General features: G+C 54.1%; 8 protein-coding genes. 5 read left to right on the top strand and 3 right to left on the bottom strand.

Going from position 1 to position 13,585, the window contains the following annotated elements:
- Positions 1-365: 365 nt before the first annotated feature.
- A complete protein-coding gene (locus N512_RS23960) occupies positions 366-914 on the top strand; it encodes a DUF882 domain-containing protein (RefSeq protein ID WP_081737067.1) in 549 nt (182 codons plus the stop codon).
- Here the strand turns inward: N512_RS23960 and N512_RS24290 are convergent.
- Positions 802-1,305, bottom strand: a complete 504-nt coding sequence (locus tag N512_RS24290; protein ID WP_028779288.1) for a hypothetical protein — start codon at positions 1,303-1,305, stop codon at positions 802-804. The two genes, N512_RS23960 and N512_RS24290, sit on opposite strands and share 113 nt — an antisense overlap.
- A gap of 294 nt (positions 1,306-1,599) precedes the next feature.
- Here N512_RS24290 and rplY point away from each other — a divergent pair, with 294 nt between their 5' ends.
- Positions 1,600-1,887, top strand: coding sequence for a 50S ribosomal protein L25 (rplY, locus tag N512_RS0102375; RefSeq protein ID WP_025009640.1), 288 nt, complete (start codon positions 1,600-1,602; stop codon positions 1,885-1,887).
- Positions 1,888-2,061: 174 nt separating this feature from the next.
- Here rplY and N512_RS0102370 read toward each other — a convergent pair whose 3' ends face one another.
- Both N512_RS0102370 and N512_RS0102365 read right to left on the bottom strand, forming a co-directional pair.
- A complete protein-coding gene (locus N512_RS0102370; RefSeq protein WP_051472614.1) occupies positions 2,062-6,063 on the bottom strand; it encodes a translocation/assembly module TamB domain-containing protein in 4,002 nt (1,333 codons plus the stop codon).
- Entirely contained in the window at positions 6,060-7,859 is a 1,800-nt protein-coding gene (locus tag N512_RS0102365) for an autotransporter assembly complex protein TamA (protein ID WP_037474016.1), read from the bottom strand. Before N512_RS0102365 ends, N512_RS0102370 begins: the two co-directional genes overlap by 4 nt.
- Before the next feature lie 184 nt (positions 7,860-8,043).
- Here N512_RS0102365 and N512_RS0102360 point away from each other — a divergent pair, with 184 nt between their 5' ends.
- From N512_RS0102360 to hrpA, 3 genes are all read left to right on the top strand, one after another.
- A complete protein-coding gene (locus tag N512_RS0102360) occupies positions 8,044-9,078 on the top strand; it encodes an isoaspartyl peptidase/L-asparaginase family protein (RefSeq protein ID WP_028779285.1) in 1,035 nt (344 codons plus the stop codon).
- Between the two features lie 95 nt (positions 9,079-9,173).
- The gene (locus N512_RS0102355; RefSeq protein WP_028779284.1) at positions 9,174-9,590 is read left to right on the top strand and encodes a CBS domain-containing protein; all 417 of its coding nucleotides are present in this window, start codon (positions 9,174-9,176) and stop codon (positions 9,588-9,590) included.
- A gap of 108 nt (positions 9,591-9,698) precedes the next feature.
- Positions 9,699-13,574 carry an ATP-dependent RNA helicase HrpA gene (hrpA, locus tag N512_RS0102350; protein WP_028779283.1) on the top strand — a complete coding sequence of 1,292 codons (3,876 nt, stop codon included), beginning with the start codon at positions 9,699-9,701 and terminating at the stop codon, positions 13,572-13,574.
- Positions 13,575-13,585: the final 11 nt, after the last annotated feature.

The following is a 13,585-nucleotide window of genomic DNA, read 5'->3' as shown; positions in this document are numbered from 1 at the left end:
CTGGATGCAAGGCGTGGTTCGCAGCAAATGGCCCTAGTCCTTTGCAAGAAGCACAACACAGCAGGCAGGCCTGTAAGCCACGCCCTTCGGGGCTTGCACAGCAACCGGCTCTCTGCGTTATCTGACTTTGACAGGCCCCGGCATGCCTTCAGTCAGATGCCTTGAACGCCAATTGTTGTGCAAGCCAGAGTGCCACGAGGACTTATTCGCACCTTCCCTAACTTAATGTGGTGCAAGGAATTATCTCGATTTCTGTCTATTTCATCTCAAAAGGCCGCGGCGCTGCCTCTAAATCGGCGCTTGACCTTGGCGTTAATCCCGTATAATTTGCCGCCTTGTGGTTGTTTTTTGTGCAAGGTGAATAAGTGTCAGTAGTATGTCCTGCCCGTAGGCAGTTGTTGATGGGCCTTGGCGGCGCGGCAATGGTTTCTATGCTTCCTTCAAAAGCGATGGCGAGTCGGTCTACTAAAGGTAGTCGATATCTGAGTTTTTATAACCGGCATACAGGGGAGCGTGGCGATGGGACTTATTGGAAAGACGGTCATTATCAGAGTAACACTCTGTCGCAGTTCAGCCATCTGCTGAGAGATCATCGGCTGAATTTGGCGGCCCCTATGGATAAACGCCTGTTCGATCTCCTGTTCAACCTGCAGCAGACGCTGTCGGTTTCTGAAGAGATCCATGTGATTTCAGGTTATCGCTCGCCTAAAACCAACGCCATGCTGGCCGGCAAGAGTAACGGCGTAGCCAAGAAGAGTTACCATATGCGGGGTATGGCAATGGATATCGCGATCCCCGGCGTTAAGCTTGAGACTTTGCGTGAGGCTGCCCTGTCATTAAAACTAGGGGGAGTCGGCTATTATCCGAAGTCGGGATTTGTCCACGTTGACTGCGGGCCGGTGCGCAGCTGGTAGGTTTTTCCGGCACAGAGATATTGGTTTCTGCCCTGCGGATAAAGCCCTGTTCGCGGGGCTTTCTATCTTCAAGCAGTGCCATCAGCTCGCTGAACTGCAATCTGAGACGTAACAGCTCGCGGGTTTGCTGCCAGTCGGCGACCAAGGTGTTGAGTCTGTCATAAAAGAGAGCGTCTGAGCTCAATTGCTCGATAAGATCCGGGCAGTTGCAGGCACGCATCAAATGTAACAGATGGCCGCTTTTCTGCTGATTACAGGCGAGAAACTCCAATAAAATCAGGTCGAGCTTCTCCTGTTGAAACGGAGCATGTTCGATCAGGTAATGGAGTTCCGCTGCCAGTTTATAGCACAGGCTATCATCCCGTATCAGTTGCTGCAGATTGGCGTTCATCGGCCTGCTTCATGTAATAAAACCAGATTACTGAAAGCAGGGTAGCAGCAGGGCGATGGAAAAATTGTGATCTCGATCAGGGTAAAACCTCTGCTAAGCAATGGCTTTTCTTAATGATTACAGATGTTACAGATGAGCAACAGCGGGAGAGAGAAATTGACTTCACTTTTACCTGTAAAGGGTAAATCAGCTTGTCGGCTCAGTTACCTCTGTGCTAGTATTCGCCCGCTTTATATGAAGGCCGCTATTGGTCGAAAATAGTGGCCAGTTATTGACTATCAAAAGAGTATTATTATGTCTTACACTATTCCAGCACAAACCCGCACTGAGATTGGGAAAGGTTCGAGCCGCCGCCTGCGTCGTGACGGGAAAGTTCCAGCCGTTATCTATGGCGCCGGCAAAGAAGCCGTTGCTATTGTGTTCGAGCACAAAGATATCATCAACATCCAAAGCAACGATGACTTCTACACCAGCGATCTGACCATAGTTCTGGACGGCAAAGAAGTTAAAGTACGCGCTCAGGCTATGCAGCGTCACGCGTTCAAGCCAATGATCGAGCACGTAGACTTCGTTTACGCTTAATCGATAATTGGATGTTGAAAAGCGCCCTCGGGGCGCTTTTTTTATGTCTGCATTTTGGGTTTTGAGCAGCGGGGACAGCTAATTAGGCTTTAAGTCGCATTTTATGTCCAGGCCGGATGGGATAAGTAGCGGATACCCGCAAGGCTGACATCCGCTACCATGAGTGTTTACAGCTTAAAGATCAAAGCTGTAGTAGATATCCAGTGACTGGCCCAGAGTGCCGGATACACTTTCCAGATAGAGCTGCGACAACAGATAGTAGCGTACCGTCATTTCATAACCCGGATTGAATACACCGACACCATATTTGATCATCAAATCTTTGCCAATATAGCCGCTGATGGCGACTTTACCATCATCATTGGTATCCAACTGCACATTGGAGAAGCCAAACATCTCTACCAGGCCGGCCGCCGTGTCGCCCAGGCTCGAAATGGCGCCGCCATCGACCTGGGAGCTCAGCGACAGCGCTGCGCCCATCATCAGTGAGTTGTTCTGCTCATTGCCGGAGCCAAAACCTTTACCCTGGACAATATAGGAGAGGATTTCGGCCTGCTCCTTGGCTGGGTTGGAAAACAGGGTCACTATCGGTTTGTTGGGAGTGCCTGTAATACGTACCCCGGCGGTGACATCTTCATCGCGGATCTCCCGAATAGCCTCGATATTGAGGTTGGGGATTTGCATAGGCCCAACAAACTGCACCGCACCTGTGGCAATTTTCAGCGTCTGCCCCATGAATTTATAGCTGCCGTTAACTACCTTGATATCACCAAAGAGTTGCGGCGGCTTCTGCGGCGATTGCTGCATCCGTAAGGTACCCACCAACATCCCTTTGAGACCCATACCATCGATAGCCAGCTTATCACCGACATCAATATTCAGATCGGCACTCAAAGCCATGGGGGATGCCTTGGCCTCCTGCTCGGAAATAGAGTCGCTGAATACCACATCGGATGATACGCTCACCCCTCCGGCCGGCAGTTGCACCACCTTGATATTGCCGGAGGGCACCTTAACCTCACCCTTGATATCGAGCGCGTCCGGGCTGAAATGCAGTTGAATATCCGGGCTGACATTGACAATCGCCAGTGGTGGTTGAATAACACCGAGTTCTTGTCCCTTGAGCTGGATATCACCGCTGAATTGTCCTTCAGGCCAACGCAGTTGACCGCTGAGGTTCGCCTGGCCGCTGCCCATCATCCACTGGCCATGGAGCTCGGCGGTTTGGCCGGCAAAGGCCATATCCAGTGATATCTGCTCCAGTCTAGTGGGGTTGACTGTACTGGCCAGGGCTCCATCGCGTAGGTTAAGTTGACCACTGAGCTCTGGGTTGTTGAGGCTGCCAGCCAACTTCAGATTGGCGCCGAGTAAACCCTCAATGGTTTCAAGTTGTGGCATGAACTGGCCAAGCAGTTGTAGATTGATTTTTTCAATATTGACGTAACCACTGAGGCTGCGATCCGGAGTGACCTTGATATCCAGCTGGCTTTCCCAGCGGGCAAGAGCATCGGAATTGAACAGAATATGGCTTCTCAGCGCATCATCATCCAGGGTGGCGTTGAGTTTCAACGCCTGATAGTCGACGCTGGCACTGGCTTGCTGTTTGCGTTTAAGGCTGACTTTCCCGGGAGCCAACTGGAAGTCGAGCTTACCCTGCGGACGTGCGCCGGGTTTCCAGGCGATGGCGGCATCCATCAAGGCATCACCCTGCCAGCTGAACTGCTCGGGTAACAGCTTGGCGAGCAGTTGCCCGGGTTGCCCCTGATAATGCAACTTGGCTTCACCCTTGTCACTGAGGCTGACATTATCGGTCAGGCAGAGTCTGCTGGATGGGTGACTCAAACAAAAGCCACTGAGTTCACCACGGTTCTGCTTGAGATCCCAGTTCAGTGACACTGTTTGTTCAAGCTGCCACAGCCCCAGAATGGATCCCAAGTTGAATTTGCTGAGTTCCACCTTGGCCTTTTGTTTGGCGAGATCCAGCTTGCTGTGGATGGCAGTATCCAGCTGCAGATCGCCCTCGGTTTCCAGCCCCAGTTTCTGTTGCTGTTCATTACCTTTGGCTCTGAGAGTGATGCCATCAAGATGAATACCTGCGCCGTCAAATTCACCTGTCTTCAGCGACAGGGCAAACTCATGCAGATCCAGCGGTGCATAGAGCGCCTTGAGTTGACTGCCGCTGAGTTTGAGATCGCCAAATCTGATGCTCTGGGTATTGGCCTTGAGCTGTACCTGCGGGTGTTTGGCATCGCCCACCACCTGGATATCTGCCGTCAAAGCACCGAAAGCGTCAGGATGCCAGAGATTGAAATCAGGCACGTCCAGCGTGGCACTGAGATCCCATTGCTCTTTGGCGCTGCCGGAAAGGTCCAGGCGGGTATTGAGCGCCCGCAGCGATAATCCCTGGCTGCTGAGCTCAAGCGAATCATCTATATCCAGATCGCCTGTCAGTTCAAAGGGTAGGCGGTCCAATGAGCCCTGAAGTTGGGTCTGCTTCAGACTCACTCGCCACTTGCTATCCTGCCAGCGACCACTGCTGGCCAGCTGTCCGCTGATATCGCTGGACGGGATCACCGGCGTATCTTCCGCCAGACTTTCTTCAGATTTGCCCTCGTCAGCTTGGCTTTGTGCACTTGTTGCCTTGTTGTCACTCTTACGCTTGTTGTGGGCAACTTGGCTATTTGGGTCTTTTTCCTTCGCAGCTTCTTCGGTAGAAGGCAGGGTTATCGCGCCGCTGTTGAAGTGTGAAAGCGCAAGATTTGCATCCCAGGCGATGCCATCGGCGTAATCCAGCGTACCCTGGAGTACAAGTTTACCGGCACTGCTGTCACTGTTGAACTCTTCAATCTTGAGCCTTTGGCCTTGATGCGCCAGGCGGGTATCGAGGCTGAGCTCAGGGTAGAAGGGAGTGCTTATCTGAGCGACCACACTGGCGGCCTGTTGCTTGAGGCTGCCGTGGCTTTCCAACGCCAGTCCGCTGACACTGTACTGGGCCAGATCAAAGGGCCAATGCAGTTCCCCTTCTGAGATGTTCACTGAATAGGGCAGTTCAGGGTTGGCGAGATTGACGCTGGCATTGAGTGCCAGGCTCTGCTCGCCACTGAGTTTGGCCTTGAGCTGCAAGTCGCTGAAATCTCCCTTGAGGGCGAGATCCAGCTGTTGCTGCTCGAGTCCCGGTAGTTCAGGTAAACGCTGTAACTCCAGTTGTACCGTCAGTGCCATGGGCCAATGTTTATCCAGAGTCAGTTCACCTTCCAGCGACAGACTGGCATCTGTGTGTTTGGCATAAAACTCGTTGACTCGCAGCTCAGCGCCGATGTAGTTGGCGCTGAGACGCAGTTCCTCAAACCTGTCATCCCGCCCCATGATCTGCAGGCGTGAGTCTTTTAGCTCGGCATGCTTTAAATAAATGGGGAAGGGCATGGCAACGTTTGGCATCTGCGCCAGCGCCCATTCATCAGTCTCACTCTTTGGTGCCGCTTTTTGTTGCTTGGCCACTGCGGCTGATTTGTCTTTGTCTGTCGCTTGCGCTTCTGCCGCATTAGCCTCAGGGATCAGCACGCTGAGCCCGCGACTTTCAAGCTGGATGATCTGCAAACCACTTTCCTGCCAATTGGCTGCTGTATTCAATGCCGCAGCATCAAAATGCATCTCATCGACCCGCACTTGAATATCCGTGATGCTTGCTTGTTTCAGGCTGATGCCAAAGGGCAGTACCAGTTCTCCAGAGCTTGGCGCTTCTTCCTCTGTGGCGGAATCTGAGGCGAAGGCCTGGGTGTCTATGTCGACCCGGGTTGTTGTCAACTCCAGGGCGTCGACACATAACTGCTTTTGCAAAAGGCAGGCAGGCTGCCAGGCAAGGGTAACGGCATCTGCAGCGACACTGATGCCGTCCATCTGCCAGTGTACCTGTTTGAGTTGCAGCTCCCGGTTCAGGGTGCCGGAAGCATATTCCAGTTCAAGATCCGGCACCAGAGCACTGGCAAGAAATACCGCTAAATGGCTCCCGGGTGCCGTGCCCAGCAAGAGTGCCAACAGCACCAGCAAGCCGAGCGGGATATACAAAAGAGTGCGGGTGAACCATCTCAAGGACTTGAGCCACAGGGGGCGCGTCTTTTTTTTCGCCACTTGCTTGCTGCTTGGGTTGGGTTCCTGTGGCATTGGGGCTTGGCTCATAATTCTGTCCCCATGGTCAGGTGAATACGCCAGGGCCTGTCTTCGGCATCGGATTCGTGCAGGCCAAAGCCCACATCCAGTTTGATGGGGCCTATGGGGGATATCCAGTGAATACCACCGCCCACGGAAACCACAGGTTCAAATTGGCTGACATCAAAGGCGTTACCTGCGTCGACAAAGGTACCCAGCCGCCAGCTTGGGGTCAGGTAGTATTGATACTCCAGGCTACCGACCGCCAGATAGCGGCCACCGACCACTTCCCGTGAAAGGCCGCCCTGATCATTGGTGTAATCCAAGTGAGGCCCAAGTTCCTGATAGCTGTAACCACGAATACTCTGATCGCCACCGGCGAAGTAACGCAGCGACGGCGGGATCAAGGCCAGATCGCCTTCGGCCGCCAGGTTGACCCCGAGATCGAGACGGGAAACAAATCTGTGCTTTTCAAAGAAAGTCTCAATCCATTTGAATTTGGCCTGCATCCGAGTCAGACGGATCTCTGAACCCAGTGAAGGATCGGCATATTCAATACTGTAAAGTTGCCGGAAACCCGACTTGGGATCCAGGCTGTTATCGCCGCGTATGGTCTTGGACAGCGTGGTACCAAACAGCAAAAATCCAGGATCATAATCAATATCCGACTGGGTGTAGCTTTCCTGAATCGCTTCCAGCGAGTAGCTCAGTAGCCAACCGTTATGCAGGCGTTTGCTGCGGCCAACCCCGAGAAGCTTCTTGGTCGATTCCAACTGACCTGTATTGCTAAAGTCCCTGTCCTCAGGAACATAGTCCTGAGTTACGCCGTATTTGTCCCTCAGCAGACCGACGCGGATCTTGAGCTGATCATCCAAAGGATGAGTCAGGGGAATAGTATAGGTAGAGAGGAATTTGGGTCTGTCTCTCGACCACTCTATGCTGGTCTCCTGGGAATGGCCGTAACTGTTGATCTGCGGGGTGCGCCAGGTCACCCGGACCCTGGGATCCAGGCTGCTGTCTGTGCTGGAGCCGATGTCGGCACCCAGACCCAGCTCTATGGAGTGATCCGGTCTTGGGGTCAACTCGACCCGTACCGGGATGCTGTCTTCTGTCAACTTGTCGATTTGGGGCAACACCTTGATATTGGCAAAATAGCCGGTATCCAGCAGCTCCTGATTGAGCCGCGTGAGCTTGCGGGTACTGTAGGGCGCGCCGGGTTTGAATGGCAACAAGTCATCGAGCAATTGCGGCTGCAGGCTGTGGCCTTCAAAGCTTACTTCGCCAAATTGGTAACGCTTACCCGAGTCAAAATACAGGTTGAACTGTGCCAGATTGAGATCGCGATTAACGCGGATCTCTGATTTTTGATAATGGCCATCAAAATAGCCCCGGGCCAGCGCCAGCGAAATAAGCTGCGACTTTATCTGTTCATAATCGCCGTGGTTGAGGGGATCGCCGGGTTTGACCTTGACCTGGCTGAGCCAGCGGTTGATCCAGGGGTCGTTGAGTACTTCGCCTTCGAGGCGGATATCGACCCACTGCAGACGGGTAACTTCTCCCGGAGTGATAGTGAGCTTGAGCTCCCACGGCCCTTGTTCGCTTTCCTTGAGCTCTTGTTCCAGCTTGCCATGGTAATAACCCATGGATTCCAGCGCGGCCTCAACGCTGTCGCTGACATTAAATAGATAGGCACGGCGCTGCACCTTGGACTCCGGAAAGTTGCCCAAGTGTGCGCGGATATTTTTCTCAAGCTCGCCCGAAACCCCTTCAATGCGGAGATTAAGCAGAGGATCATCGGCGGCCACTACCTGGGGGCTTGCCAGCATGATCGACGCAAAACTCAGGATATACGCGGGAAAGCGACTGTATTTGGTCAAGGAAATCAGAACTTTTGCTTAGCGTAACATTGCTGCTATTGTCGCCTCTGATCTTGGCTCAGGCAAGTAACAGATTGCCATCCAGGCATAAAATGGTTACAAAGGCAGCAGTCGTTAATATGGAAGCAATACAATGAAAACAAAAATAAAAACTCTTGCCCTGAGCCTGGGACTCCTGTTACCTGGGTTGCTGCCGGCCTGGGCGGCCGAGGCTCCTTTTGCGATTGCCATTCATGGTGGCGCCGGTACCATTTCCAAGGCGGCCTTGACTGAAGAGCAGCAAAAAGCCTACCGCGACAAGCTGACTGAAGCCGTCAATGCCGGTTATAAGGTGCTGGATAAGGGCGGCGCCAGCATGGAGGCGGTGCAGGCTGCCATCAGAGTGCTGGAAGACAGTCCCTTGTTTAATGCCGGAGTCGGCGCAGTGTATACCTTTGATGGTGCTCATGAACTGGATGCCTCCATTATGGACGGCAAGAGCATGAATGCCGGTGCAGTGGCCGGGGTTAAACATATACGTCATCCAATTGATCTCGCCAGAGCCGTGATGGACAAGTCAGAGCACGTGATGCTCTCGGGGGCGGGCGCCGAAGAGTTCGCCCTGACGTTGGGAATGGAGCTGGTGCCCGGCAATCGCTTTGACAGCGAAGCGCGCTATCAGCAGCTTCTCGATGCCAAGGCCAAAATCAACACCGCCGAAGCCAATAAAGACTTTCAGGCGCGTCTTAGCCCTCTGGATCTTGATTACAAGTTCGGTACCGTTGGCGCAGTGGCATTGGATAAGCAGGGCAACCTGGCAGCCGGGACCTCGACCGGCGGCATGACAGCCAAACGTTATGGCCGCATCGGTGATTCACCTGTGATAGGTGCCGGCACTTATGCCGAGAACGGTGTCTGCGCCGTTTCGGCGACCGGCCACGGTGAGTACTTTATCCGTTTCCATGTGGCCGGCGATATCTGCGCCAGGGCCAAGTATCAGCAAAAATCGATTTTGCAGGCTGCCGATGAAGTGATCAACCAGCGGCTGATCTCTGCCGGCGGCAGTGGCGGGGTGATTGCCATTGACCAAAGGGGCAATGTGGCAACGCCGTTCAACACCGAAGGTATGTACCGTGCCTGGCGCAAGAGCAATCAAGCGGCGGAAGTGATGATCTGGCGGGATAACTAAAATTTTGGATTGAGGCAATCGCTGCTGCCTTGAACCCCAAGGGCAAAATATTGGCTACACTGAACAATGAAGCCGTTTTGAACTTGGGGAAAGCTATGGATTCGATAAAAATACGTGATCATATGGACCGTCAGCCTGTGCTGCTGAAGGCGGATATGTCGATAGCCACTGCGGTGGAAAAACTGCTTGAGGCCAATAAGGGCGGGGCTCCCGTGGTGGATGCAGCAGGAAGCCTGGTGGGCTTTTTGTCACAGCAAGACTGCATGGCCGCCATGCTCAAGAGCAGTTATCACTGCGATTTGACCGCCGTGGTGCGCGACTGCATGCGCGCCGATGTTCTTTGGGTCAGGCCGGATGACAGCATATTACAGCTGGCCGAGCAGATGCTGGGGCAGAAACCGAAAATATACCCAGTGGTGGAAGATGGCCGGGTGGTGGGAACCATCAACCGTACCAATGTGCTCAAGGCCATGAACATCTATATGCAGCAGTGTTATTTGACTCCGGCCTGACAACAACGCTTGATTTGACTGAAATTTGGGCGTTATCAGTCAGTAAGCATACCCAAGACGGCGTATCCTTGTTAGGATCGCCGTTTTTGATCCCAATGGACACAGGTTTTGAACGCTAAGCTGCACCCACTCTCCCGCGAATATCTGGATCTCTGCTTTCAGGCCGATGCGGCGCGCATTCGCCGCAGCTTGTTTCGCTTGAAAAAAAGCCCCGACTCAGAAGCCAAACAGCAAAAACTCGCCGAGCTCAGTGAAGCCGCGCTGCAGGCTTATGAAAGGGCGCAGCAAAGGCTGGCAGACAGACCTGTCATCGAGTATCCGGATGAGCTGCCGGTGTCACAAAAGCGCGATGAAATCGCCTCGGCCATCATCAATCATCAGGTGGTGATAGTGGCCGGTGAGACCGGCTCGGGCAAGACCACTCAGCTGCCCAAAATCTGTCTCGACTTAGGGCTTGGCAGCCGTGGTCTGATTGGCCACACTCAGCCCAGACGGCTGGCGGCCCGCAGCGTGGCCAGCCGGGTTGCCGATGAACTCAAGACAGAGCTGGGTCAGGCGGTGGGTTTTAAGGTTCGTTTCGCCGATGCGGTTTCCCAGGACTCCTATATCAAGTTGATGACAGACGGTATCCTGCTGGCAGAACTGGCATCGGATAAATGGCTCAGTCAGTATGACTGCCTCATCATAGACGAGGCCCATGAGCGCAGTCTCAACATCGACTTTATTCTGGGTTATCTGAAGCAAATTTTGCAAAAGCGCCCGGATCTCAAGTTGATCATCACCTCGGCCACCATAGATGTGGAGCGCTTTTCCAGGCATTTTGACAATGCGCCCGTGGTGGAAGTGTCCGGCCGCACCTATCCGGTGGAAACCCGCTATCGCCCCCTGTTGCAGGATGACGACGCCGACTTGGATCTGATGGACGGCATCTTTGCCGCCGTTGATGAACTCTGTCGCGAAGGCCCGGGGGACATTCTGATTTTCATGAACGGCGAGCGCGAAATCCGCGATACCGCCGAGCAGCTGAAAAAGCGTAACCTGCGCGATACCGAGATCTTGCCGCTTTATGCCCGTTTGTCATACGGCGAGCAGTCCAAGGTATTCAAACCGCATCCAGGGCGGCGCATTGTATTGGCCACCAACGTGGCCGAAACCTCGCTGACTGTGCCCGGGATCCGCTATGTTATCGACCCTGGTACTGCCAGGATAAGCCGCTACAGCTATCGCACCAAGGTGCAACGTTTGCCGATTGAGCCCATCTCCCAGGCCAGTGCCAATCAACGCCAGGGACGTTGCGGCCGGGTTGGACCGGGGATCTGTATTCGTCTCTATGACGAACAGGACTTTATCAATCGGCCGGAGTTTACCGATCCTGAAATTCTGCGCACCAACCTGGCATCCGTGATCCTGCAGATGTTGGCCATAGGCTTGGGTGACATTGAGGGTTTCCCCTTCATTCAGCCACCGGATCCGCGCCATATCCGCGACGGTTTCCTGCTGCTAGAAGAGTTGCAGGCGGTGAGCAAGCACAAAGGGGCGCTGAAACTGACCCCGCTCGGGCGCGATCTGGCGAAGATCCCGGTCGATCCCCGCCTGGCCCGCATGGTGCTTGAGGCCAACAAGCTGGGTTGTCTGCATGAGGTGATGGTGATTGTTGCCGGGTTATCGATTCAGGATCCCCGCGAGCGGCCTCATGAGAAGAAACAGGCCGCCGATGAGGCCCATCGCCGTTTTGCCGATAAAGACTCCGACTTTGTTGCCTGGCTCAATCTGTGGCAGTACCTCAAAGAGCAGCAGAAGAGCCTGTCATCCAGCCAGTTCCGCAAGCAGGTGAAGGCCGAGTATTTGGCCTATTTGCGTATTCGCGAATGGCAGGATCTCTATGCCCAGCTGCGTCAGAGTGTGCACGACCTCAAGTGGCGCCTCAACAGTCAGGCCGCCGAATATGAACCGCTGCACCAGGCGCTGCTTTCGGGGCTGCTGAGCCATATCGGCTTCAAGGATAAAGACAACGAGTATCTGGGGGCCCGCAACCGGCGCTTCTTTGTGTTTCCCGGCTCGCCGCTGGCCAAGAAGGGCCCCAAGTGGATTATGGCGGCCGAGCTTACCGAAACATCACGCCTGTTCGCCCGTACCTGCGCCCGTATAGACCCTGTATGGCTCGAGTCTCTGGCGGCGCATCTGGTCAAGAAGCAGCACAACGAGCCCCATTTCGAAGCCAAACAGGGCAGTGTGATCGCCCTGGAAAATCAGGTGCTCTATGGCCTCACCATAGTCAACCGCCGCCGGGTACAGTTTGGCCCGCTGGAGCCGGTTAAGGCCCGGGAAATCTTTATTCGCTCGGCTCTGGCCGAGGGTGAGCTGCGCTGCAATGAAGCCTTCTTCAAGGCCAACCAGGCGTTGCTCGAAGAGGTGGAAGATCTCGAACACAAATCGCGGCGGCGCGACATTCTGGTGGATACAGACGCCTTGTTCGCCTTCTACGATGAACGAATTCCACAAGGGATATACAACCAGCCCAAATTCAACACCTGGTGGAAACAGGCCAGAAAAGAGACCCCTGAGCTGCTCAATTTCAGCCGCGAACTCTTGATGCAAAGGGATGACACCCATGTATCGGCATTGGACTTCCCCGACAGCTGGCAGCAGGGCAATCTCAGCCTCAAGCTGAGTTACCATTTTGAACCGGCGGCCGAGGATGACGGCGTCTCTGTGCTTATTCCGGTGGCGCTGCTCAATCAGTTGGATGAAACCGATTTTGACTGGCAGGTGCCGGGGCTCAGGGAGGAGAAGTGTGTTGCCCTGATCAAGTCCTTGCCCAAACCGCTGCGGCGCAATTTTGTGCCGGCGCCGGATTATGCCCGCGCCTGTGTGCAGGCGATGGAACCTTTTGCCCAGCCTTTGTTGCTCTCCCTGTGCAAACAGCTGCTGAGAATGAGTGGCACCCGTGTCAATCCGGAGGATTTCGATCTCAACGCCATTGCCGACCATCTGAAGATGAACTTCAAGGTGGAAGACGATAAGGGCAAACTCCTGGCTCAGAGCCGGGATCTCGACAGCCTCAAGGCATCATTGCAGGGGCAGGTGAACCAAGCGATACGCAAGGTTGCCGACAAGGGTATAGAGCAAAACGCCCTGACCGAATGGAGCTTTGGCGACCTGCCAAAAGAATATCAAAGCCGCAAAGGCAGCTATGAGGTGAAGGCGTTCCCCGCCTTGGTGGATGCCGGCGATACAGTTTCTATCAAATTATTTGATGACGAACAGCAGGCGCTTTCCCAACACAGACAAGGGCTGAGAAAGCTGCTGCTTATCAATATTCCGTCGCCGGTGAAACATCTACAGCAGGCCTTGCCCAACAAGGCCAAACTGGCGATGTATTTCAATCCGTTCGGCCAGGTGCAGATACTGATAGATGACATTATTGCCGCGGCAATTCAGCAGCTTTTGGATGAGCAGCAGTTGGATGTCCGAAGCGCCGATGACTTTGCCAAAGCCAAGGAGATAGTCAGGGCCGAACTCAATGAAACCGCAGCGGCCATCGCCCTTAAGGTGGAGCAGATTTTGACTTTGCACCAGAAGATCCGTAAACGTCTCAAGGGCAAAATCAGCCTGGATATCGCTTTTGCCATGAGTGATATTCAAAGCCAATTGGATGCCCTGGTGTTCAAGGGATTTGTTGAAGCTTCCGGTTGGCGCCGTCTTGGGGATCTGATCCGCTATCTCAAGGCGATTGAGCTGCGCCTGGACAAGCTGCCGGTGGATCCCAACCGTGACCGTTTGCACCTGCACAGCATTCACAACGCCGAGACAGAGTTCAAGGCCGCGCTTGCCAAGGTGCCGCGTAGCCAGGCGGTACCGGAGGCGCTGGCCGAGGTGCACTGGATGCTGGAAGAGTACAGGGTCAGCTGTTTTGCCCAGAGTCTGGGCACTGCTTATCCGATATCGGAAAAGCGCATCCTCAACCAGTTGCAGCAGTTTTAACTGGACAGCTG

It is taken from the genome of Shewanella sp. 38A_GOM-205m (assembly GCF_000518445.1).
Lineage (GTDB): Bacteria > Pseudomonadota > Gammaproteobacteria > Enterobacterales > Shewanellaceae > Shewanella > Shewanella algae.
The sequence above is the reverse complement of the archived record's forward strand: the minus strand, read 5'-3'. Positions and strand labels throughout refer to the sequence as shown.